Origin of the sequence: Streptomyces sp. NPDC093252 (genome assembly GCF_040683675.1) — a bacterium.
Lineage (GTDB): Bacteria > Actinomycetota > Actinomycetes > Streptomycetales > Streptomycetaceae > Streptomyces.
The window spans coordinates 174,550-196,601 of sequence record NZ_JBFBEM010000016.1 but is presented as its reverse complement, the minus strand read 5'-3'; the positions used below and the strand labels follow the sequence as shown (position 1 = coordinate 196,601).

19 protein-coding genes are annotated in these 22,052 nt (G+C 72.7%); 2 read left to right on the top strand and 17 right to left on the bottom strand.

Annotated features, from left to right (window positions below; translation table 11 throughout):
• Positions 1-83: 83 nt before the first annotated feature.
• The 8 genes from AB0O01_RS30215 to AB0O01_RS30180 form a co-directional block, all read right to left on the bottom strand.
• A complete protein-coding gene (locus tag AB0O01_RS30215) occupies positions 84-4,922 on the bottom strand; it encodes a putative T7SS-secreted protein (protein ID WP_365318268.1) in 4,839 nt (1,612 codons plus the stop codon).
• A gap of 116 nt (positions 4,923-5,038) precedes the next feature.
• Complete coding sequence (locus tag AB0O01_RS30210; protein WP_365318266.1) at positions 5,039-5,584, bottom strand: DUF3291 domain-containing protein; 546 nt, start codon at positions 5,582-5,584, stop codon at positions 5,039-5,041.
• A gap of 130 nt (positions 5,585-5,714) precedes the next feature.
• Positions 5,715-7,220, bottom strand: a complete 1,506-nt coding sequence (locus tag AB0O01_RS30205; RefSeq protein ID WP_365318264.1) for a penicillin-binding transpeptidase domain-containing protein — start codon at positions 7,218-7,220, stop codon at positions 5,715-5,717.
• A complete protein-coding gene (locus tag AB0O01_RS30200) occupies positions 7,217-8,587 on the bottom strand; it encodes an FtsW/RodA/SpoVE family cell cycle protein (protein ID WP_365318263.1) in 1,371 nt (456 codons plus the stop codon). Before AB0O01_RS30200 ends, AB0O01_RS30205 begins: the two co-directional genes overlap by 4 nt.
• A 148-nt stretch (positions 8,588-8,735) precedes the next feature.
• On the bottom strand, positions 8,736-9,170 hold the full coding sequence (locus AB0O01_RS30195) for an SH3 domain-containing protein (RefSeq protein WP_365318261.1): 435 nt from the start codon (positions 9,168-9,170) through the stop codon (positions 8,736-8,738).
• 131 nt (positions 9,171-9,301) lie between these two features.
• Positions 9,302-10,483 (bottom strand): HAMP domain-containing sensor histidine kinase, encoded by a 1,182-nt coding sequence (locus AB0O01_RS30190; RefSeq protein WP_365318391.1) that lies wholly within the window; start codon positions 10,481-10,483, stop codon positions 9,302-9,304.
• Between the two features lie 59 nt (positions 10,484-10,542).
• The gene (locus AB0O01_RS30185; protein WP_365318259.1) at positions 10,543-11,253 is read right to left on the bottom strand and encodes a hypothetical protein; all 711 of its coding nucleotides are present in this window, start codon (positions 11,251-11,253) and stop codon (positions 10,543-10,545) included.
• 167 nt (positions 11,254-11,420) lie between these two features.
• Positions 11,421-11,927: a protein phosphatase gene (locus AB0O01_RS30180; RefSeq protein ID WP_365318257.1), complete on the bottom strand. Its 507-nt coding sequence runs from the start codon at positions 11,925-11,927 to the stop codon at positions 11,421-11,423.
• A gap of 100 nt (positions 11,928-12,027) precedes the next feature.
• Here AB0O01_RS30180 and AB0O01_RS30175 point away from each other — a divergent pair, with 100 nt between their 5' ends.
• Complete coding sequence (locus AB0O01_RS30175; RefSeq protein WP_365318255.1) at positions 12,028-12,834, top strand: NERD domain-containing protein; 807 nt, start codon at positions 12,028-12,030, stop codon at positions 12,832-12,834.
• Between the two features lie 78 nt (positions 12,835-12,912).
• On the opposite strand, the gene ligD is transcribed toward AB0O01_RS30175, so the two are convergent.
• Positions 12,913-13,806 carry a non-homologous end-joining DNA ligase gene (gene ligD, locus AB0O01_RS30170; protein ID WP_365318253.1) on the bottom strand — a complete coding sequence of 298 codons (894 nt, stop codon included), beginning with the start codon at positions 13,804-13,806 and terminating at the stop codon, positions 12,913-12,915.
• 63 nt (positions 13,807-13,869) lie between these two features.
• Here ligD and AB0O01_RS30165 point away from each other — a divergent pair, with 63 nt between their 5' ends.
• Positions 13,870-14,913, top strand: coding sequence for a Ku protein (locus AB0O01_RS30165; RefSeq protein WP_365318252.1), 1,044 nt, complete (start codon positions 13,870-13,872; stop codon positions 14,911-14,913).
• Positions 14,914-14,949: 36 nt separating this feature from the next.
• Here AB0O01_RS30165 and AB0O01_RS30160 read toward each other — a convergent pair whose 3' ends face one another.
• From AB0O01_RS30160 to AB0O01_RS30125, 8 genes are all read right to left on the bottom strand, one after another.
• On the bottom strand, positions 14,950-15,219 hold the full coding sequence (locus tag AB0O01_RS30160) for a hypothetical protein (protein ID WP_365318250.1): 270 nt from the start codon (positions 15,217-15,219) through the stop codon (positions 14,950-14,952).
• 316 nt (positions 15,220-15,535) lie between these two features.
• Complete coding sequence (locus AB0O01_RS30155) at positions 15,536-16,309, bottom strand: enoyl-CoA hydratase/isomerase family protein (protein ID WP_365318248.1); 774 nt, start codon at positions 16,307-16,309, stop codon at positions 15,536-15,538.
• Positions 16,306-17,559: a cytochrome P450 gene (locus AB0O01_RS30150; RefSeq protein WP_365318247.1), complete on the bottom strand. Its 1,254-nt coding sequence runs from the start codon at positions 17,557-17,559 to the stop codon at positions 16,306-16,308. Before AB0O01_RS30150 ends, AB0O01_RS30155 begins: the two co-directional genes overlap by 4 nt.
• A 92-nt stretch (positions 17,560-17,651) precedes the next feature.
• On the bottom strand, positions 17,652-19,001 hold the full coding sequence (locus AB0O01_RS30145; protein WP_365318245.1) for a cytochrome P450: 1,350 nt from the start codon (positions 18,999-19,001) through the stop codon (positions 17,652-17,654).
• Positions 19,002-19,010: 9 nt separating this feature from the next.
• Entirely contained in the window at positions 19,011-19,571 is a 561-nt protein-coding gene (locus AB0O01_RS30140; protein ID WP_365318390.1) for an ATP/GTP-binding protein, read from the bottom strand.
• A 9-nt stretch (positions 19,572-19,580) separates the two neighbouring features.
• A complete protein-coding gene (locus AB0O01_RS30135; RefSeq protein WP_355740500.1) occupies positions 19,581-19,964 on the bottom strand; it encodes a DUF742 domain-containing protein in 384 nt (127 codons plus the stop codon).
• A complete protein-coding gene (locus AB0O01_RS30130) occupies positions 19,957-20,775 on the bottom strand; it encodes a roadblock/LC7 domain-containing protein (protein ID WP_365318388.1) in 819 nt (272 codons plus the stop codon). The genes AB0O01_RS30135 and AB0O01_RS30130 overlap by 8 nt, the downstream gene beginning before the upstream one ends.
• Positions 20,776-20,795: 20 nt before the next feature.
• Entirely contained in the window at positions 20,796-21,977 is a 1,182-nt protein-coding gene (locus tag AB0O01_RS30125) for an ATP-binding protein (protein ID WP_365318387.1), read from the bottom strand.
• Between the last annotated feature and the right edge of the window lie 75 nt (positions 21,978-22,052).

Below are 22,052 nucleotides of genomic sequence, written 5' to 3'. Positions count from 1 at the left end.
GGTTGATCGGTGGGGTCGGTGGGGTCGGTGGGGCCGGGGGTTGCTTGATCCATCGGCTGATCGGTGGGTCGGTGGGCCGGGGGCTATTTGATCTGTACCGCAGGCGGAATGAACCCGTCCCTGCTCGGGATTCTGCCGTTCACGATGTCCTCGTGGGTGACCGGCCCGCCCGGGTCGGTCGGTTTCCCGCCGAGGGCGGCGGCGCCGGAGTCGCCGCGGAAGCCGGACGGCCCGTACGCCGTGATGGCCTGACCGGCCTGGGAGCCGGGGCCGTGCGTCACCACGATGTCCTCGCCCTGCCGGAAGACCAGGTTTCCGGAGGTGCCCGTGGACTGGTAGACGGCGTCCGGGGTGCGGAGGATCTCCAGGACGCGTTCGTCGCTGAAGCCGTGCCGGGTGTCGCCGTGGTAGTCGGGGTGCTTGCGGAAGGTGCCGTCCTGCGCCCGGTCGATGACCCCGTCCGCCGCCTTGGTGCTGCGCTGAAGGGCCCGCTCCTCCTTGGTGTACTTGGGCATCAGGCCCAGGGGGTCGGATCCGGCGAGCGGGTTGGGCACATAGCCGAGCGGGTCGGGCGCGGGGGCCAGGCCCAGCGGGTCGGGGGAGGTGTAGCGGCCGGTCGCGGGGTCGTAGTAGCGGAACCCGTTGTGGTGCAGGCCGGTCTCGGGGTCGTAGTACTGGCCGGGGAAGCGCAGCGGGGTGTAGGTGCTGCTGTCCCGGCTCCAGGCGGTGGTGCCCCACAGGGTGGTGCGGGTGCGCCAGGCGATGTCGCCGGACTCGTCGACGAGTTCGGTGGGGGTGCCGACCAGGTCGGTGGCGATGGCGAAGAAGCGGCGGTCGATCTCCTCCTGGCGGCCGTCCGCGCTGAGCAGGCGCTCGGTCTGGGCGAGGGGGACGACATCGCGGTGGTCCCAGGTGAGGGCGACGGTGTGCGGGGTGCCGGGCCGCCGCGCGGTCTCCTCGCAGAGGGTGAGGCCGTCCCAGGTGAACAGCGTCTCGTCGGCCACGGAACCGTCGTCGGCGAGGCGCTGCTTGGCGGTGCGTCGGCCGAGCGGGTCGTAGCGGTAGCGCCAGCGGGTGCCGTCCGGGGTGGTGACCGAGGTGAGGCGGTTCTCGCTGTCCCAGGTGTAGTGCCAGGAGTCGGGTCTGCGGGAGAGGCGGGTTCGCCGGCGGAGGGTGACACGGCCGAGGGCGTCGTACGCGAGGCGGAGGTCCCCGGCGCGGGTGACGGCGGTGCCGCGGTAGGTGCGCGGGCCTCTCGCCGCGCCGTCCGGGTGCCGGTCGGGCCAGTCGGCGTCGGTGGGGCGGCCGGTGTCGTCGTAGGCGTAGCGCTCGCTCCAGTGGGGGGCGTGCACGGCGGTGACCCGGCCGAGCGGGTCGAGGTCGAAGGTGCGGGTGGCGCCGGAGACCTGGTCGGTGACGGAGCGCAGATGGCCGTCCGCGCGGTAGGTGTAGGCGCGGCCGGTGATCTCCCGGGCTCCGTCGGCCCGTAGCTGCCGGGCGGCGAGGCGGCCGGCCGCGTCCCAGATGGAGGTCAGGGTGAGCGAGTCGCCGAGGACGCGGGTGAGTTCGCGGCCGGTGGCGTCATGGGTGAAGTCGATGGTCCGGCCGCCGCTGGTGAGCCGGGAGCGGTGACCGTCGCTGTCGTAGGCGTAGGTGGTGACATGGCCGGTCGGGGTGGTGCGGCGGACGCGGCGGCCGAGGGCGTCGTAGGCGTAGGAGATCGCCCGGCCGTCGACCAGCTCGGTCTTGACCAGGCCCCGGCGGTCGTACTGGTAGCGCAGCTCGCTCTCGGGCCCCACGGCCTCCAGGAGGCGGCCGGCCGGGTCGTGGGCGTAGCGGGTGACCCGGTCGCCGTCGACCGTCTTGGCGGTGACCTGGCCCAGCCGGTCCCGGGTGAAGGCGACCGTCCCGCCGAGGGCGTCGGTGCGCTCCAGCAGTCGGCCGGCGGCGTCGAGCCGGTAGGTGAGGGTACGGCCGTCGAAGTCGGTCTCGGCGACGGTCCCGCCCACCGCGTCGTAGGCGTAGCTCCAGGTCAGGCCGCGTGGATCGGTGACCCGGGTGAGCCGCAGATCCTGGTCGTGCTCGAAGGCGTACCGGCCGCCGTCCGGGCGGGTGGTGGTCAGCGGGAGGTCGAAGTGGGTGTAGGTGTGACGGGTCACCCCGCCCGCCGGGTCGGTGTGGGTCAGGCAGTTGCCCTCGCCGTCGTACGTCCATGACTCGCTCGCGCCGCCGGGGGCGGTGCGGCGGGCGAGGTTGCCGTCCGGGTCCCAGGCGAGTTGGGTGACCGCGCCGGTGGGGTCGGTGACCCGGACCGGGCGGCCGAGCGGGTCCCGCTCGGTGCGGGTGACCGCGCCGGACGGGTCGGTGACCGCCACCGTCCGTCCGGCCGCGTCGCACTCCACCCGGGTGACGAGCCCGAGGGCGTCGGTGACCGAGGTGAGCCTGCCGCCGTCGTCGTGGGTGGTGCGGGTGGTGTGGCCGAGCGGATCGGTGACGGCCGTACGGTTGCCCCGCTCGTCGTAGGTGTAGGCGGTGGCGGCGCCGTCCGGGCCGACGATCCGCGTCGGCAGCCCGAACGGGCCGCGCGTCACCGTCAGCCGGGTGCCGTCGGGGCGGGTCGCGGTGAGGAGCCTGCCCTCGTCGTCGTGGGTGAAGGCGGTGGTGGCGCCCAGGGGGTCGGTGCGTGCGAGCAGCCGCCCGGCCCGGTCGTGGCGGAAGCGGGTGGTGCGGCCGAGGGCGTCGGTGGTGGCGAGGATGTGGCAGCCGGGGCCGACGAGATGGCGGGTGGCGCGTCCGTCGGCGGTGGTCAGGACGGTGGTGCGGTGGCCGGTCTCCGGGTCGGGCTCGGTGTAGTCGAGGGTGATCGCCACATGCCCGGCCTCGCCGCCCTCGGCGACGACCCGGTCCCGGTCGTCGTAGGCGTAGTCGTAGCGGTGGCCGTTGGAGTCGGTCCAGGAGGTGACGCGGTGGTGGTGGTCGTAGCGGAAGAGGGTGGTGGCGCCGGAGGGGCGGGTGACGGTGACGAGGTCGCCGTCCCTGTCCCCGTCCCCGTTCCCGTCCCCGGAAGCGTCCCTGTCCCCGTCCCCGGAGGCGTCGCCGTCCCCGTTGCCGTAGCCGTAGGCGATCAGGGGCTGTTCGGTGCCGTCGGGGGCGGTCGCGGTGAGGGCGGTCACCCGGCCCCCGGCGGTGGTGAGGCGGATGGCGTGGCCCGCCGAGTGGACGAGTGCGAGCGGCAGCCCGTCCTCGGCGCGGTCGAGGGTGACGCTGTGGCCGCCGCGCGCGGTGAGGGCGGTGAGCCAGGCGGTGCCGTCGCCGCCGGGTTCGGCCCCGGCCGGGGCGGTGAAGTGCCGGACCAGGCCGGTGTCCGGGTCGGTGAGGGTGTACTGGCCGTCGGCGTCACGGGCGAGGAGGGGACGGGTGCCGGGTGACCAGGAGCGGGTGGGGGCGCCGGGCGCGGGGTGCGGGTACGGCAGCAGCAGCCCGTCCGCCGTGCTGTGCAGGACGCCGACCGCGTCGACCGTCAGCCGCTCGTCCACCGTGGACGACCAGGCCGGGCCGAGGAAACGGCCGGTGGCGAGGCCGGACTCGGTGCGGCGGGTGAAGACCAGCGGCAGGATGCCCGGGATGTCCACATCGGTCTGCGGCAGATACATCCGGCCGGTGGCCAGGTCCACGGGGTCGGAACCGTCGCTGGTGCGGCGGTGGTCCGGGCGGTCGGCGGCACCCTCGGGACTCTCGTCCAGCAGCCGCCGCAGCCGGGCCGCGTCCGCCGCCTCCTCGGCGATGCGCACCCCGCGCACGGCCGCCCCGCCGCCCCCGGTGGCGAGGGTCAGGGCCACATCGGGAATCAGCCGCCCGACGCCCTCCGCGGGGTCCTTCATGAAGGTGTTCAGCATCTGGCCGCCGGTGCCGATGGGATCGTTGACGGCCACCAGCAGCCCCGCGGCGAGGCTGTTGAGGCTGGTGGCGTACTCGGCGGGGTGGGTGAGGTTGTACGGGTCGAGCGGGTTGACGGCGCGGACGAAGTTCACGATGCCGGCGGCGCCCTTGAGGATGCCCGCGCCGAAGTGGTCGCCCATGATGCGCATTTCGCCGAGCCCGTCGAGCGCCTGCTGCGCGTAGGACGGTTTCTCGGGGGCCAGGTCACGGGCGGCGCGGAGGGCCTCCCGCGCGGTCTCGGCGGCGGCGTTGCGCTGGCGGCGGGCCTCGGCGAGGAGGTCCTGCGCCTGCTGCATCAGGCGCCGGCCGGGGTCGTCGAAGGTGTCGGCGGGGCGCGGCGGGAGACAGGCCGGGTCGCGGCGGTCGGCGGGCTGCGCGTTGTAGCGGTCGACGGCGCTGTTGAAGGCGTCGACCTTGCGGCGGTGGGCGTCGGCCGCCGCCTCGGACGCCCTGACCCCCTCCTTCCAGGTGTCGATGGCCGTCTGCGCCTGCCCCTGCGCCCAGGTGACCGTGCCCGCGAAGGAGTCGAGCGCGCCGACGGCCTCGGAGCAGGCGTCCGCCGCCTTCCACCACCGGGGCGGCTGGGTGCGCAGGGCGGTGCGCAGCGCGTCGGCGGCCTCGCCCGTGAGCCGGGAGGAGTCGAGGCCCCGCAGCCCGTCCCCGGCGCTGTCGAAGGCGGCCCGGAACGCGCTGAGCTGATCGGCGACGGAGGTGATCCTGCCGGTGCTGCCGTGGATCAGCCGGGTCTTGTCCTCGGTCTGCCCCAGGTCCAGCTCGTCGACCTCGGCGCCCATCCGGTTGGCCAGGGAGCGGGACTGCTCGCGCACCCAGTCGGCGCCGGACTCCCAGCCGGCGTCCCGGAGCCGGTCGGCGGTCCAGTTCCCCGCGTCCTCCACGCGGTTGCCGGCCCACTCGACACCGTCCTCGACCGCGTCCTCGACGACGTCCGGGGTGATGTCGCTGATGAAGTCCCCGATACCCACCGCTCAGCTCCCTCCGCCCTGGCGCCCGGCCCGTGGCACCCGGGAGGAGGACGCGACACAAGGGGCCCGGGTTCCCCGGGAACCGGGCACCCCGGCCCCCGGGGACTCGCCCGGCCTCAGCAGCCCAGCTCCTCCGGCACCGCGAACGGCACCGGCTCCGCCCCCTGCGGCGGGTACGAGGTGCGCAGGGTGAAGGCGTACGGCGTGGGGCCGTTGGTACGCAGATGCAGCAGCCGGGACTCCGCCTCGGCCACCGTCGGCCGGTGCCCGGCCGGCACCCACCACAGCGCGGTGGCCGCCTCCTGAAGCTTCTCGAACCACTCCCTGCGCCGGGCCAGCATCTCCCGGTGCCGTCCCTGGTACATGTACGCGGTCAGGGCGTCGGTGTCCCGCCAGACGGTCAGGTTGACGATCAGCCAGTCGTCGCCGAAGACGGGTACGTCGGTGGCGTCGCCGCTGTCGTCCTTCAGGCGCCAGACGAAACCGTCCGCGGCCTCCGCGTCCGCGTTCACCGGGTCGAGGGCGTCGACGAAGTCCTTGAGCTGCGGGGAGTCCAGCGGGGCCTTGAGACGCGCGATGTTGACCTGGGCGAGCTGGAGGGGGGCCTGGAGGGGGGCGGGTGCGGGGGAGCCGGTGGTGTCGGGTGCGGGGGAGTCAGTCATGTACCGAACGGTAGGTCGGGCGAGTGGGCGAGTACACCCCCGTCTCACGACCTGGGCCTCTCATCACCTGGGCCTCCCGGCGACCCGTCCCCTCTCGTCACCTGGGCCTCCGCGTACCCCACCCCTCCCGTCACCCGGGCTTCCCCGCGCCCCGCCCCCGGTGCTGGTCGCCCAGCACCGCCTCCATCACCCCCCGGGCGATCGGCGCCGCCACCCCGTTGCCGCTGACCCGGCCCCGCTCACCGGCCGCGTCCTCGACCACCACCGCCACCGCCACCGTCGGTTCGTAGTCGCCCTTGCCCTGGGCCCAGGAGACGAACCAGGCGTAGGGCGTGCCGGTGTTGTCCACGCCGTGCTGCGCGGTGCCGGTCTTGCCGCCGACGACCGCGCCCCGGATCGCCGCGTTGGAACCGGTGCCCTCCTCCACCACGTCCCGCATCAGCTCCCGCATCCGCAGCGCGGTCAGCGGGCGCATCGCCTGCCGGGACGGCCGGACGCCCGCCCCGCCCGTGCCGCCCGTGCCGAGGAGCCCGCCGTCGCCGGTCGTCGTGCGCTCCACCAGGTAGGGGGTGCGGAGTTGCCCGTTGTTCGCGACCGCCGCCGAGACCATCGCCATCTGGAGGGGGGTGGCGCGGGTGTTGTACTGCCCGATGGAGGACAGCGCGAGCTGCGCCCGGTCGACGGTGGTGTCGAAGGTGGAGGGGGCCACCGAGAAGGGGATCCGCACTCCCGGGTCGTTGAAGCCGAACGCCTCCGCCGTCGCTGTCATGGCCGTCACCCCGGTGTCCGCGCCGAGCTTGGCGAACACCGTGTTGCAGGACCACTCGAACGCCTCCCGCAGCGAGGCGTCCGCGCAGCCCTCGGACTCGTTGGTGAGGGTCGTGGTGGTGCCGGGGAGGGTGTAGGGGGCGGGGGAGTCGGTCGGTGCGTCCAGGTCCGTGATCGCCCCGGCGTCCAGCGCCGCCGCCGCGGTCACCACCTTGAACGTCGACCCCGGCGGATACGTCTGCCGTACCGCCCGGTTGAGCATCGGCTTCTCCCGGTCCCCGTTCAGCCGCTCCCACGCCCGGGTGACCTCCGGCCCGTTCCCGGACAGCACGGCCGGGTCGTACGACGGCGTCGACACCAGCGCCAGGATCCGCCCGGTGGCCGGTTCCACCGCCGCGACCGCGCCCTTGCGGGCACCCAGCCCCTCGTACGCGGCCCGTTGCGCGGCCGGGTCGAGGGTGGTGACGACGTCCCCGCCCGCGGCGCGGCTGCGCGCGAGGTCGTTCCAGAGCGGGAACGGGGTGAGCATCGGATCGGTGCCGGAGAGCACCCCGTCCTCGGCGTGCTCCAGCAGGGTGGTGCCGTACTCCTGGGAGGCGAAGCCGGTGACGGGGGCGTAGAGCGGGCCGTGGGTGTACGTCCGCTCGTAGCGGAGCTGCTCGCGGGTGTCCGCCGAGCCGGTGACGGGCCTGCCGCCGACCAGGATGTCACCGCGCGGCTGGCCGTAACGGGCGATGACCCCGCGCCGGTTGGCCGGGTTGCCGTCGTAGGAGCGGGACTCGACGACCTGGACGCGGGCGGCGTTGACCAGCAGGGCGAGCAGCAGCAGGCCGCAGAAGACGGCCGCGTGCCGTACGTGCCGGGTCATCGGACGGGCTCCCGCTCGGGCAGCAGGACACCGGAGTCCCCGTCCCCTTCCTCATACGGTCTGCGGGCCGAGTCGCTGAGCCGGATCAGCAGGGCCACCACCGCCCAGTTGGCGACCACCGACGAACCGCCCTGCGCCAGGAACGGCATCGCCATGCCGGTGAGCGGGATCAGCCCGGTCACCCCGCCCGCGATCACGAACACCTGGAGCGCGATCAGCGACGCCAGCCCCACCGCCAGCAGCCGCCCGAACGGGTCGTGCAGCGCGAGCCCGGCCCGGAAGCCCCGCTCCACCAGCAGCGCGTACAGCAGAAAGACGGCGGAGAGACCGACGAGCCCCAGTTCCTCACCGGCGGTGGCGAGCACGAAGTCCGACTTCACGGCGAAGCCGATGAGCGGGGAGTGGCCGAGTCCGAGCCCGGCGCCGAGCAGCCCGCCGGCCGCGAACGCGAACAGCGACTGGGCGAGCTGGTTCGGCCCCTGCCCGGCCTCGATCGACGCGAACGGATGCAGCCAGTCCTGGATCCGGGCGGCCACATGCGGCTCCATCCGCCCGACCGCGACCGCCCCGAACGCGGCCAGCGTCAGCCCGACGGCGATCCAGCCGATCCGTCCGGTGGCGGCGTACAGCATGACGACGAAGAGCCCGAAGAACAGCAGCGAGGTCCCGAGGTCCCGCTCCAGCACCAGCACGCCGACGCTCAGCAGCCAGATCGCCAGCACCGGCCCGAGCACCCGCCCGGTCGGCAGTTGCAGCCGCCGGAACCGCCAGATCTGCCGTCCGGCATGGGCCAGCGCGGCCCGGTTGGCGGCGAGATAGGCCGCGAAGAACACGGCCAGCAGCACCTTGGCGAACTCGCCGGGCTGGATGGAGAACCCGGCGATCCGGATCCAGATCCGGGCCCCGTTCACGGCGGGGAACAGGATCGGCAGGATCAGCAGCCCGAGCGCGGCGGCGACACAGACGTACGCGTACCGCTGGAGCACCCGGTGATCGCGCAGCGCCACCACGACGACGATGAACAGCCCCACCCCGAGCGTGGACCACACCAACTGGGCGGGCGCGGCCCGGTCGCCCGGGGTGTCGAGGTCGAGCCGGTAGATGAGGACCAGCCCCAGCCCGTTGAGCAGCACCCCGATCGGCAGCGGCAGCGGATCCGCGTACGGTGCCCGCCGCCGGACGGCGAGGTGCGCCAGCAGCGCGAGCGCGCCCAGCCCGGCACCGTAGCCCGCGGCGCCGGGTGGCACGGACCCGGTCCGGGCGAGGCCGACCGCGCAGTACCCGAACACCGACAGCAGCACCGCGAGCACGATCAGCGCCAGCTCGACCCCGACCGTCCCCACAGAACCCCCGACCGCCTTACTCATGCCGAGAATCTACCGAAAAGGTACGAACCGTCCATCTCTGACGCACAGTAGGGCAACGCCCTGCTTTTTAGGGGCGCGGGGAACTGCGCGACCAACCACGACGGCGGATGAGCCAAAACCCAACCGCCCCCACCCCCGCCCGGCAGGGCTAACACCACCGAGGCGCAGCCCCGATGTTGGAGATGTACCGGGCCGACCCCCAGGCCCATGTCCCGTCCGTCAGCAGATACCACAGCGGATTCCCGTCGATCCGCTGCCCGGACGTCTTGCAGTAGATGGACACGATCTCCCCCCGGTGCACCGAGCGGATCACCCGGCTGCCCCGGTTGGGCGCGCTGCGCAGCAGCAGCCGGTCGGCGGTGACCCGCCCCCGGTAGTGCCCGCGCGACTCGTGCTCGCGCCCTTCGTCGTACCGGCTGTCCCCCTGGCCGTCCTCGTACCGGCTGTGGCTGCTGCCGCTGCCACCGCCGTCGTCGTACTCATCCGCGACGGCCGGTACCGCGGCCACCGTTCCGGCGAGCAGCGCACCGGCGGCGGTGGCTATGGCGAGACGGGTGAGCGGGGAGCGGGGGCGCAGGGACATGAGGACCTCCGTGAACTGGGGTGACGTGGCGGACAGCCACCTACGGCCACGCTAGGTTCACCCCCGCTGCACCGCCCGTCACATACCCCCATCGGAGCGACGCCCGGCCCCCCCTCACCCCTGCGGGCACCTCACGCCAGAGTCTGCGGCAGCGTCAGCCGGGCCACCGCCCCGCCGTCCGCCGCGTTGGCGAACTCCAGCTTCGCCCCCAGCACCTCGGACTGGCCGAGCGCGATGGTCAGCCCGAGCCCGTGCCCGGTGGCCCCGCCCTCGGTCCGGAACCGCTGCGGCCCGTGCGCGACCAGGTAGTCCGGATACCCGTCCCCGTGGTCCCGTACGGTCACCACCGGACCGTCCACCGTCAGCACCACGGGCGGACGCGCGTGCCGGTGGGCGTTGGCGACGAGATTGCCGAGCACCCGCTCCAGCCGCCGCCGGTCCGTCCGCACCACCGTGTCCCGCACCACCGCGATCTCGGTGCCGCCGCCCGCCGCCCGTGCCACCCGCCCGGCCAGCGCGCCCAGCTCCTCCGTCGTGAGATCGAGCCGCTCGCGCCCGGTGTCCAGCCGGGAGATCTCCAGCAGATCCTCGGTCAGGGTGCGCAGCGCCCGCACCCGGTCGCGCACCAGCTCCGTCGGCCGCCCCGGCGGCAGCAGCTCGGCCGCCGCGTGCAGCCCGGTGAGCGGGGTGCGCAGTTCGTGGGCGACGTCCGCGGTGAACCGCTGCTCGCTCTGGAGCTTGCTCTGGAGCGAGCCCGCCATGGAGTCCAGGGCGGCGGCCACCGTCGCCACCTCGTCCCGGGGCCGGGACGGGTCCTGGGTGCGCGGGTCGTTCACCCGGGCGTCCAGATCGCCCGCGCTGATCCGCCGGGCCACCCGCGCGGTGGTGTGCAGCCGCCGGGTCACCCGGGTCACCGCGAACGCCCCGACCAGCAGCGTCGCCCCGATCGCCAGCGCCGAGGACCAGACGATCGCCTGGTCGAGGGCGTCGATGGTGCGGGCCTGCTGGGCGTAGTCGACGCGGACGGCCAGCGCCCGCCCGCCCTCCGCCGGGCCCGCCGCCCACATCGTGGGGTGGCCGCGGAGGTCGGCGACCATCGTGCCGCGCTTCCCGGACGCGGCCAGCGCGCGCAGCGGGTCCGGCAGTCCCTCCGGGTCGATGGCCGCGCCGGGCAGCGGGGTGCCGCCGGCCTCGTAGGTGCGGGTCGAGTCGGCGAGCCGGGCCAGCGCCAGCTCACGGGCCTGGCCGACGGTCTGATGGGTCACCGAGACATGCACCAGGATCCCCAGCAGCGCGGCCAGCGCACAGCACATCACCGTGATGAACAGCGCCGCCTTCGCCCCGAGCGTGCCGGCCCACCGCGGCAGCCGGATCACCGCGGGCTCGCGGACGACGAAGGCGTGGGACTGACCCCGGTGCGGACCATCTCGTCATGGGTGAGCAGCATCGTCCGCTCCTGCGCGTCCCAGGTCCACTGGAGCCGGTAGTCGTAGCCGGGCACGTCCGACGGCAGCCGCATGATCAGCGCCCGCTCGGCCAGCTCCGCCGAGCTGAAGGCGTCGTCCCAGGACATCACCTGGACCACCCGGTGGTCCTCGACGGTGTAGATCCGTACGGCGGTCAGCCCGCCCGGCAGCAACCGGAATCCGAGCGTCAGCTCCGCGTGGCCGTCGCCGGTGAGATCCCGGTAGTAGGCGCTGAGCACCGGACACCGGCCCGCGTCACCGCCGTCCTCGTCCCGCCCGCACGCGTCCATCCGCTCGGCGGTCTGCCGGTACGGCGCCCGCGGGGCGGTGTAGTCGTCGGGGTGCGCGGCGATCTCCGCGTCCACCAGGGCGGCGGGGTCGACCTCGCGCAGATCGTCGCCGGGTGCCGTCACACCCCGGACGACCTCCCGCTCCGCCTCCTCCAGGGGGAACGCCGGGGAGGTGGCCGGGGCCAGCTCGGGCCAGAGCCGCTCCGGGCTGGCGGCGGTCGGCGCGGTCCCGGCGGCCCGCAGCTCCCCCGCGTCACCGCAGGCGGTCGCCCCGGCGAGCAGCAGCAGGGCGGCGGCGAGAAGTCCGGGGGCACGACGGAGGGACACGGCACTCCTGGGCGGGTGGGGGGTGGGTGTGCGGGGGGTGGGGGTGATCGAACGGGACGGGCCGAACGGAACGGATCGAATGGGACGGATCGATGAACAGTTGCCCGGTACACCCTATTCGCCTACTCGGCCCCCTCTACCTCCTCGGCCCCCTCTACCTCCTCCGCCTACTCGGCCAGCTCCTCCAGGAGCCGTACCGTCGTCAGCCCCGTCCGCATGTACTCCACGAACAGATCGTTGTGCAGCGCCCAGGGTGAGCGCCGGGCCCGGATCAGCCGGATGGCCCGGTCGGGGGAGTGCCCCTGATGGGTCAGGGCCTGGGCGACGACCAGCCCCGAACGGTTGTAACCGTGGAAGCAGCGCACCAGCACCGTGCGGCCCGCCTCCAGCGCGTCGGCGGTGGCCCGCGCCATCCGGATGACCCCGGCGAGCTGGGTGCCGTCCAGCGGCCCGTCCGGGATGGGCCACACCTGGTGCTCCACCCCGGGATCGGGCCCGTGCCCCGGCAGCCGCAGCAGCGTCTGGACGAGATCGAACTCACCGCGCACCACCGCGGCCCCGATATGCCCCGTACGCCCCCGGAACTCGTGCCCGCCCATCCACAGCCCCGGCACGATCTCGCTCCACGGGGTCTCGGGTGTGGGTACGTCGGTGTCCCGCCCGCCGCTGCGCACCGGAGCCTCCCCGCCAAGTCGTCCCCGCTCCTCTCCAAAGTAGCCGGGTTCTTGCCCGTGCAGCACCCCGCCTGGTCCCATGGTCGGGGGGTGACGGCACATGAGACGACTGCGTGTCATACCGGCGGCGCACCACGGGCAGGAACGGCTGTATGTCTGCCTCCCGGACGGCCGGAAGGTGGCCTGGTACGACCGTGAGTCGGCCCGGGTCAATCTGTTGAGCGAGGACGAGTCGGAGGCGGTCCTCTCCGCACTGGCCCCGTACCTCACCGGCCGGATCACCGTGGGCCCGCCCCCGGTGCCGAACCCCGCCGAACTGGCCCGGCTCGCCCTCCACCCCGACGACGACCTCGCCCCCAACCGCCCCGGCGAGGCCCTGCTCATCGCCCTGGACCGCGACCCGGTCCCGCCCGCCCGGCGGCTGCGCGCCGACCCGCGCCGCGCCGCCCTGGAGGCGGAGCGGACGGTCGGCGATTGCCTGGACCGGCTGGAGGCGGCGGGCTGGTACACCCTGCACTCCGTCCCGCTCCCCGGCGGCGACCGCCTGCACCATCTGACGATCGGCCCGGCGGGCCTGTTCGCCGTGCACACCCTGCCCGCCCGCAGACAGCGCGTCCGGATCGCGGACCCCCTGATCACCCGGGGCCGCCGGGACCCCGTCCCCCTCCTCCACCGGGTCCGCGCGGACGCGTCCCGCGCCTCCCACGCCCTGACGGCGGAGGTGCGGGCGGTGCTGGTGGTGGTGGACCCGGCGCGGCTGACCGTCACCGCGCCCCCGAGGGGCGTCCGCGTCCTCACCGACCTGGACCTGGACCACCTGGCCCGCCAGGGCGGCACCCTGAAACCGGCGGACGTGGAGGCCCTGCACGCGATGGCGAGAGACCGGAGGACGTGGGCGAGGGTATGACCCGTCCGGGCGGGACACGACCCCGGGATCGGGCACGACCCCGGACCCTGGCGTGCACACACGGCACGACGCGCCCCCTCAGGGCACAACCACCCCGCCCCCCTCCCCTCCCCCCTCCACCCCCACCACCCCCGCCATCAAATCCCCGTACGCCGCCACCCGCCGCACCACATCCCCCGCCCGGAACACCAGCCCCTCCGCCCTCTCACACCCCTCCACCTCCTCCCACCGCACCGGCGTGGACACGGTCTCCGAGGCCCGTGCCCGCAGGGTGTAGGGCGTGGCGGTGGTCTTGCGGGCGGCGTTCTGGCTCCAGTCGACGAAGACCTTCCCCGGCCGCAGGCTCCGGGTCATCCGGTGCACCACCAGCCTCGGGAGCGCCCGTTCGGCCTCGACGGCGACCGCCTTCGCATAGGCGGAGACCTCCCCGGAATCCCCCCTGACGGCCGCCACCAGATGCAGCCCCTTCGCCCCGGAGGTCTTGGCGTACGCCTCGATCCCGTCCGCCGCGAGCCGCTCGCGCAGCCAGAGCGCGACCTCGCAGCACTCCACCACACTCGCCGGCGCGCCCGGATCGAGGTCGAACACCAGCCGGTCGGCGACCCCGGGCGTCCCGATCACCCACTGCGGCGTATGGAACTCGGTGACGAGATTGGCGGCCCACATCAGGGACGGCAGATCCTGCACCAGCACCATCCGCGCGGGCCCCTCGGACCGGGGCACCTCGGCCGTGGCGACCCATTCGGGCGTACCCGGCGGAACGTTCTTGGTGAAGAAGACCTGGCCGTCCGGCCCGTCCGGATAGCGCAGGAAGGACACCGGCCGGTCGCGCAGATGCGGCAGCAGGGCATCGGCGACGGTGGCGTAGTAGTGCAGCAGCTCGCCCTTGGTGAACCCGGTGGCCGGGTACAGCACCTTCTCCAGATTGCTGAGCGAGAGCCGCCGCCCGGCCACCTCGGTGATCGGCGTCATACCATGAGAATCACACAAATCACCCACAACGCGACAATCCTCCGGCCGGGAAGGGTACTGACCGTGCGATCCATATGGAACGGAGCGATCTCCTTCGGCCTGGTCAGCATTCCGATCAAGCTGGTGAACGCGACCGAGAGCCACTCGATCTCCTTCCGCCAGATCCACACCGAGGACGGCGGCCGGATCCGCTACCGCAAGTTCTGCGAACTGGAGGACCGCGAGGTCAGCCAGGCCGAGATCGGCAAGGGCTACGAGGACGCGGACGGCACCGTCATCCCGATCACGGACGAGGACCTCGCCCAGCTCCCCATCCCCACCGCCAGGACGATCGAGATCGTGGCCTTCGTCCCCGCCGACCGCATCGACCCCCTCCAGATGGGCTCCGCCTACTACCTCGCCGCGAGCGGCACCCCGGCGGCGAAGCCGTACACCCTGCTGCGCGAGGCCCTCAAACGCAGCAACAAGGTCGCCATCGCCAAATTCGCCCTGCGCGGCCGGGAGCGGCTCGGCATGCTCCGGGTGATCGACGACGTCATCGCCATGCACGGCCTGCTCTGGCCGGACGAGGTCCGCGCCCCGGAAGGCGTGGCCCCCGATGCCTCCGTCACCGTCCGCGACCAGGAACTGGACCTCGCGGACGCCCTGATGGACACCCTCGGCGAGGTCGACCTGGCCGACCTCCACGACGAGTACCGCGAGGCCGTCGAGGAGGTCATCGCCGCGAAGGCGTCCGGCGAGGCCCCACCGTCCCTCCCCGAGCCCGCCCCCGGCGGCAAGGTCCTCGACCTGATGGCGGCCCTGGAGAGCAGCGTCCGCGCGGCGAAGCAGTCCCGGGGAGAGGAGGCCGAGGTCCACCCCCTGCCCCGCCGCAAGCCCACCCCCAAGGACTCCGGCACGAAGAAGCCGACGGCGACGAAGAAGACCGCGAAGACCGCAAAGACGGCGGGGGCGGCGGGGACGGCGGGGACGGCGGGGACGGCGAAGAAGACGACGAAGGCGACGAAATCGACCGCCAAATCGACCACCAAGAAGTCCACGGCGAAACAGGCCACCGAGAAACAGACCCCGGCGAAGAAGGCCGCACCGCGCAAGCGGACCGCCTGACCCACCCCGCCATCCGTACTCGGCGCGAACGGTCCGTCAGACCGTCGGGATGTCCGGCTTCGCCGCGATCAGCATGCTCCTCGGGATGACGACCAGCCGTTCGTCCGCCCCGACGGAGACCCCGGGCGGCAGTCTGTCGCCCAGGGAGGCGGTGAGATCCCGGCCCACGACGGCGATGTCCCCGTTCTCCAGCTCCCAGATGTCGGGGCAGTCGGAGTTGTCGGTGGTGACCCCCAGGTCCTGCGGCGATTTCCCCAGTCGTCGCTTGAACGCGGTGGCCGGATCGGCTTCCCATGGCCTGGTCATGAGCACTCGCTCCCTCGGTCGGGTCGAAAAGTGATCACGCTCGGTCGAAAGGCACCAAGCTAACATCGCGCCGCCCGGCCACCGCCAGACGATTTCCGGGCTGGTTCCCCCCGTTCCCCGTCTGTTCCCTCGTCCCCCTCGTCCCCCTCGTCCCCCTCGTCCCCTTCATCTCCCTCGTCCCCTCTCTCGCCCCGAACCCGACCCCCCCAAGGAAAAAGCGTCGCGGGGCGATATGCCCGGCGACGCTCTTCCCCATCTGTACAGCGGTACTTCTCTCAAGCGTTGTCTCATCGTTCCCCCGCGACGTTGTGCCCGGTCAGGTCACCCCCGGCCCGGCGGTCAGCATCGACGTCAGCAAATGCGCGTCCAGCAGTGCGGGATCGGCCGTCCGGTCCGCCCGTGCGTACCCCGTCAGCATGCGTTTGGTCAGCACGAGTGCTTCGGGGGAGCGGCGGAGCAGGGGGCGGGTCCAGGCGGCGATCGTGTCGTCCAGGGAGGGGAGGGGGGCCACTTTGTGGAGCAGGCCCAGGTGGTGGGCCGTGGTGGCGTCGAACGGTTCGCTGGTGAGCATCAGTTCCCGGATCCGGGCGGCGCCCATCTCCGAGATCAGCCGGCCCATCGCACCGCCCCAGGCAGGCGGCAGGCCGATGCCGACCTCCGGCATCCGGAAGCGGGTGGTGTCGGCCCCGGCGCGGAGGTCGCAGTAGGAGGCGAGGGCGAGGCCCGCGCCGACCACCTTGCCGTGCAGCCGGGCGATGGTCACCGCGTGGGTGTTCTCCAGGGCCTGGCACAACCGGTGCGCCTTGTCGGCGACCCGGCGCAGCGTCGCCCCGGAGGGGTCGGCGGTGAGGGCGTCGCGGTACTCGTGGCGGTCGGCGCCCAGGCAGAAGTCCGTGCCCCGGGAGGACAGGACCAGGATCCGGATGTCGGGGCGGTCGTGGAGGGTGTCGAGGACGGAGGTCAGGGCGTCGATCGCGGTGGTGTCGAGGGAGTCGTCGGGGGTGGCGGCGGGGTTGAGGTGGAGGTGGAGGACGGAGCCGTCCTGGGTGACGCCCACCGGGGGAGCGGAGAGTGTTGGTGTTGGGTTCATGCCAGGGCAACATCCAGGTTCATCAGCCGCCTGAACACCACCCGGCGCGATGCCATCGTGGGGCGGCGCACCAGGGTCAGGCGGGGCAGGCGGGTGACCAGTCGGCGGAGCAGGGTCTCGGCCTCCAGGCGGGCGAGCGGTGCCCCGAGGCAGTAGTGGATCCCGGCGCTGAAGGCGAGATGCGCGGGCTTGCGGTGGATGTCGAACCGCTCGGGGTCCGGGTGCCGTTCGGCGTCCCGGTGCGCGGCGCCCACCATCAGATGGACCATCTGGTCCTGGGCCACCTCCGTGCCGTGCAGCGTCTGGTCACGGGCGGCGACCCGGCTGATGACATGGGTGGGAGGGTCGTAGCGCAGGCTCTCCTCGATGAAGGCCGGGGCGAGGTCGGGGCGGTCGGCGAGCTGCTCCCAGCGCTCCGGGGCCTCGACCAGGCGCAGGATCACGGTGGACAGCAGGGTGGCGGTGGTCTCCAGGGCGGCCAGCAGCATGAACAGGGCCAGGAAGTAGACCCCTTCGTCCGCCTTGTGTTGGTTGTCCGGTTCCAGGGTGTCCCAGGTGCGGATCCAGCGGGAGACCGGGTCCTCGCCGAGCCGGCCCCGCCGTTCGCGCACCAGGTCCAGGAAATACGCGCGTAGCCCGGCCATCGCCGCGTCCGAGCGGGCCAGTTGACTGGCCGTGGGCAGGAGTTCCTGCGTATGGACCTGGTCATGGGTCAGCTCGCGCAGCCTGGGCCAGTCGGCCTCGGGCAGCGCGAGCCAGTTCCCGATCGTCGCGACGGGGAGTTCCTCCCCCACGAGGGCGGCGAAGTCGGCCTCGCCGCCGTCGCGTATTCGTTCCGCCAGGGTGTCCAGGAGCCGGTCGGTCACCTCGGTGACCATCGGGCCCAGCCCCTGGATCGTGCCCCGGTCGAAGGTGCCGGCCGCCTGCCGGACCCGGGTGTGGTCCGGCGGGTTGAGGGCGGGCAGCGTACTGCTGATCTCACGCGCCGACGGCGCGCTCCAGCGGGTGCGCGGCCCCTGCTTCTCCCGCCAGCGCTTGTCGGGCTCCAGCCAGGCGGGGCTGCGCAGTATGCGGTCACACAAGTCGAAGCTGGTCACCAGGAGTCCACCCCAGGGTGCGGGGGAGACGGAGCCCAGTGAGCGGAGTTCGGCGTACAGGGGGAAGGGGTCTTCCTGGCCCTGGGCTGAGCGGAGTCGGTTGAAGAGGGAGAGGGTGGCTCTGCGGTCGGACGGAGTCGCGACGGTCCTCATGATGACGGCCCCTTTCTGAGCACAGCCGTCATGCATACCCGGGTGGTGTTTGAAGCATCCAATAACACGGTGCTCTTATTCGGTTACCTGGATCACTCTCCCCTGGTCCATGCCAGGAACCGGCTGAACAGGCCCTGCTTGCCCGCCGCCGGTGCCGCCGGACGGGGGCTCGACCCCGCCGGACGGGGCGCCGCAGCACCCTCCGCCGACTGGGCGCGCGCGGTCGTCTGCGCCGCCGAGCGCAGGGTCCGCGGGCCGAACCGCACCGGCAGCGTCACCAGCGAACGGCTCCACGGCGCCGGCACCCACGCCAGCTCCTTGAACGCCACCCGCATCTCGATGTCCGGCAGCCGGTTGGAGAGCGTCTCCACCGCCTTCACCGCGATCATGAAGGCCGGGTCCTTCGCCGGGCAGGCGTGCGGCCCGGCGCCGAACGCCAGATGCGCCTTGGCGCTGAGCTGCTCGCGGTGCTCGCTCAGCTTGGGGTCGGTGTTGGCCGCCGCGAAGGAGACCAGCACCGGGTCGTTCTCGCGCAGGATCCGCCCGCCCAGATCGACGTCCTGGACCGGGTAGTGCGCCGCGTAGTTGGCGATCGGCGCGTAGTTCCACAGGGTCTTGGCGACCGCGTCCTCCACCGGCAGGCCGACCTGCCAGTCCTCGCTGAGATACAGCGCGGTGCTGGTGCCGATGGTCGCGGCGGTGGGGGTGGTGCCGCCGGAGAGCAGGGTCACGAGCTGGTGGAGCACCTCCTCGTCCGTCAGGCCCGCCGGGTGCAGCATCAGACGGGTGGTCAGGTCCGGGCCGGGGGTGCTGCGCTTCAGGGCGATCAGCTCGGCGAGCGCCCCGCCCAGCACCTCGTCGGCGCCCGGGGTGCCCTCGAAGATGCCGGTGGTGCCGACGATCACCCGGTCACCGATCTCCCGGGTACAGCCGAACAGATCGCTGAACACCAGCAGCGGCAGCGGCCCCGCGTAGTCCGCCATCAGCTCCGCCTGACCACGCGTGCTGAACACGCTGATCAGATAGTCGGCGGACTGCTGCACCTGCCGGGCGAGCTGGAGTTCGTTGACCGTGGCCAGCGAGTCCGTGACCGCCTGCCGCAGCCGGGCGTGCGCCGCCCCGTCCGCGAACAGCGCGTTGGGCCGGTAGCCCATCATCGGCAGCGCCGGGCTGTCCTGCGGCACCCGGCCCTCCCGCAGCGCGTTCCAGCGCCGCGAGTCCCGGACGAACAGCTCCGGGTGCTGGAGGAGGGACAGCGCGTCGTCGTACCCGGTGACCAGCTCGACCTGGACGTCCGGGGCGATGTCGACGGTCGCGCTGGGACCGAGGGAGCGCAGATGGGCGTAGTGGCCCTCGGGGTCCGCGCCGAACTCCGGGCCGTACAGCCGGTGGGTCGCGTGCGCGGGGCAACCGGGCGGTATGTCGTGGTGGTGGTGCTGCATGCCTGGCTCCTAGCCGAGGATGGACATGAGGTGTTTCACCAGCGCGATGAGCGCCTGTGCCGACGACTGCTCGTCGCGCACGTCGCAGTGCACGATCGGGGTCTCACGGGAGAGGTTCAGCGCCTCGCGGACTTCCTCGTACGGATAGTCCGGCGTGCCGTCGAACCGGTTGACGCCGATCGCGTACGTCAGACCGAACTGCTCGACCAGGTCCAGCACCGCGAAGCTCTCGTGCAGCCGCTCCGGGTCGACCAGCACCAGGGCGCCCAGCGCGCCCCGCGACAGCTCCTCCCACATCTCCTTGAAACGCTCTTGTCCCGGCGTACCGAAGAGATAGAGGACGAGCTGATCGCTCAGGGTCAGGCGGCCGAAGTCCATGGCCACGGTGGTGGTCTTCTTGTCCGGCGTGCCCGAGAGATCGTCGACGCCGACACTGGCCTCGGTGATCTCCTCCTCGGTCTGCAACGGCGGAATCTCGGAGATGGAGCCGATACAGGTGGTCTTGCCCACGCCGAAATGACCCACGATGAGGATCTTCACCGCGTGGGAGACATTGGGTTCCAGGTACACGGACAAGGGTCAGGCTCCGAATTTCGTCTGCAGGCCACTGATGACGGCGCTGAGCAGTTCGCGGTCGGGTCGCTCGGCCCGCGGTATGGGCGGCCGGACGAGAATCAGCCCCGCGTCGTCCATCTGCGCCAGCAGGATCCGTACGATGCCCACCGGCAGCCGGGTGTGCGCCGCCACCTCGGCGACGGACAGGAACCCGTTGGCGACCAGGTCCATGACCTGACGCGCCTCCGGCGACAGGGTGCGGGCCGCGGCCGGCGCCCCCTCCTTCGCGGTGACGAGCGTGGTGTGCCCGTACTCGTGCTCCGGAGGCAGCGAACGCCCCTTGGTGATCACGAACAGAGGAACTAAATCGGAGGTCAGCTCGATCTCCAGATCCGGATCGTCATGCATGTCCGACCGTCCCTCCCCGCGATGCCCCGGTCAGGGCGGGCACCACGTCCTGTAGACGAGTAGTGAACTCCTCGATGTCACAGTCGTGCCGGGCGGACGCCGCCAGATAGGCGCCGTCGCCCGCGGCGATCAGAAAGACCCAGCCGTGCTGGAACTCGATCACCGTCTGCCGCCACCGCGGGTCGTCGAGACCCCCGGTGAACGGCGAGGTGGCCCGGCTGTAGGCGTGCAGGCCCATCATGGCCGCCGCGATCCGGTCGGCCAGGTCCTGGCCCATCCCCGAGGACGCGCCCCGGGGCAGCCCGTTGACCCCCAGCAGCACGGCGTGCAGCGCGCCCGGCACCTCCCCGATCACCTTGTCCAGCTCCGGGATCACGAACGCCGGGCCGCCCGTGCCGTCGTGCAGCCCCCGCTCGCCGTCCTCGCGCAGCAGATCCCCGGGGTTCACCCGGGGCGCCGAGGTCAGACTGTCCCCGAGCCGCGCCACCAGCCGGTTCATCCGGTACGAGATCTGCTCGATGTCGACATCGGGATCCGCGGCGGCGGCCAGATAGGCCCCGTCCCCGGCCGCGATCAGAAAGATCCAGCCGTGCGCGAACTCCACGATGGTCTGGTTCCAGCGCACCACGTCCGCGGGACCGGCGAACCCGGCCGCCGCCCGGCTGAGCGACTGCATCCCGGCCATGGCCGCGGACACCGCCCGCACATCGCGCTCGGTCAGCCCGTCGGTGGCCCCGCGTGGCAGACCGTCGGCCGAGAGCACCACGGCGTGCCGCGCCCGCGGCACGTTGTCCACGATGTCCTTGACCATCCACGACAGGTCAGCAGTGGTCATACGTCTTCGGACCCTTCGGGCGACGGAGCGGAGAGGTCGCGGCCGGACATCGAACCGCGCTGGAACGCGCCCAGCCCCCGGCCGCCGGACAGCCCGCGCCGCGGCGCGGACGCCTCACCGCCACTGCCATTGGCATCGCCGAACCCGGCCAGCGGCGCCTTGCGCGCCCCGCGCTTGGGCAGCCCGTGGGCGGTACGGCCACCGATCCGCGGGACCTCGGTGTGCGGCCGGATGCTGCTGACCGGCGCCTCGTTGCTGTGGTTCTCGGGGCCGGCCGGCGGGACTGTCTCCTCCATGGTCCACAGCTCCTCGGGCAGTCGGACGACGGCGCGGACACCGCCGTACCGGGAGACACCGGTGACATCGACATTGAATCCGTGCTGACGGGCGAGCAGACCGATGACGGGGAAGCCGAACTTGGGCTGGTTGCCGAGCTGCGAGAGCCGGGGCAGATCGTCCCCGGCGAGCAGCAGGGTGGCGGACTGCCGGTCCTCGTCGTTCATACCGACACCGGCGTCGTCGATCACGATGCAGACGCTGTTCTGGACCCGCTGGAAGGTGACCTCGATCGGGGCGTCCTGCTGGGAGAAGCTGGCCGCGTTGTCGAGCAGTTCGGCGACGGTCAGCGCGACCGGGGCGACCGCGGCGGCCTTCAGCGCGATCCCGCTGTGCTGCATGATCTCGACCCGCTGGAAGTTGCGGATCTGCCCCTGGGCGCTGCGCACCACGTCGTACACGCTCGCGGGCCGCGGCCGGCGCCCGATCGGCGCCCCGCACATCACCGCGATGCCCTGCGCCTTGCGCGCCATCTGCGCGTTGGCGTGGTGGACGTCGAGCAGATCGGTGAGCACCGAGTGCCCGCCGTACTTGCGCTGGATGTCGTCGAGCACGGTCGTCTGCTCGGCGGCGAGGCTCTGGAGGAACCGCGCCGCGCCCTTCAGCACCGCCTTGGTGCGGTCCTCGGCCGAGCGCTCGGCCTCGCTGATGACGTCGTCCTGCTCCTGGCGGAGCTTGAAGACCTCGCTCCGCAGCCGCTGGATCTCGTTCTCCGAGTCGCCGTGCAACTGGGTCAGCGCGGCTTCGAGCTGCCCCCGCTTCACCCCCACGGCCCTGTTCCGTACATACAGCACGACGGCCGCGGCGACGGCTATGGCCGCGAGGGCAGCCAGGCACCATATGAGCACGTCTCGAATCATGGAAACCTTTCCCGGCGCGTGGCAGCAGACACCGGCCCGACTCACCTCGCGATGATC

Coding starts and splice junctions, on each gene's coding strand:
- AB0O01_RS30210 (WP_365318266.1), bottom strand. CDS start 5,584: ATGACTGACTCCCCCGCACCCGACACCACCGGCTCCCCCGCACCCGCC.
- AB0O01_RS30205 (WP_365318264.1), bottom strand. CDS start 7,220: ATGACCCGGCACGTACGGCACGCGGCCGTCTTCTGCGGCCTGCTGCTG.
- AB0O01_RS30200 (WP_365318263.1), bottom strand. CDS start 8,587: ATGAGTAAGGCGGTCGGGGGTTCTGTGGGGACGGTCGGGGTCGAGCTG.
- AB0O01_RS30195 (WP_365318261.1), bottom strand. CDS start 9,170: ATGTCCCTGCGCCCCCGCTCCCCGCTCACCCGTCTCGCCATAGCCACC.
- AB0O01_RS30190 (WP_365318391.1), bottom strand. CDS start 10,483: ATGTGCTGTGCGCTGGCCGCGCTGCTGGGGATCCTGGTGCATGTCTCG.
- AB0O01_RS30175 (WP_365318255.1), top strand. CDS start 12,028: ATGAGACGACTGCGTGTCATACCGGCGGCGCACCACGGGCAGGAACGG.
- ligD (WP_365318253.1), bottom strand. CDS start 13,806: ATGACGCCGATCACCGAGGTGGCCGGGCGGCGGCTCTCGCTCAGCAAT.
- AB0O01_RS30160 (WP_365318250.1), bottom strand. CDS start 15,219: ATGACCAGGCCATGGGAAGCCGATCCGGCCACCGCGTTCAAGCGACGA.
- AB0O01_RS30155 (WP_365318248.1), bottom strand. CDS start 16,309: ATGAACCCAACACCAACACTCTCCGCTCCCCCGGTGGGCGTCACCCAG.
- AB0O01_RS30150 (WP_365318247.1), bottom strand. CDS start 17,559: ATGAGGACCGTCGCGACTCCGTCCGACCGCAGAGCCACCCTCTCCCTC.
- AB0O01_RS30145 (WP_365318245.1), bottom strand. CDS start 19,001: ATGCAGCACCACCACCACGACATACCGCCCGGTTGCCCCGCGCACGCG.
- AB0O01_RS30135 (WP_355740500.1), bottom strand. CDS start 19,964: ATGCATGACGATCCGGATCTGGAGATCGAGCTGACCTCCGATTTAGTT.
- AB0O01_RS30130 (WP_365318388.1), bottom strand. CDS start 20,775: ATGGTCAAGGACATCGTGGACAACGTGCCGCGGGCGCGGCACGCCGTG.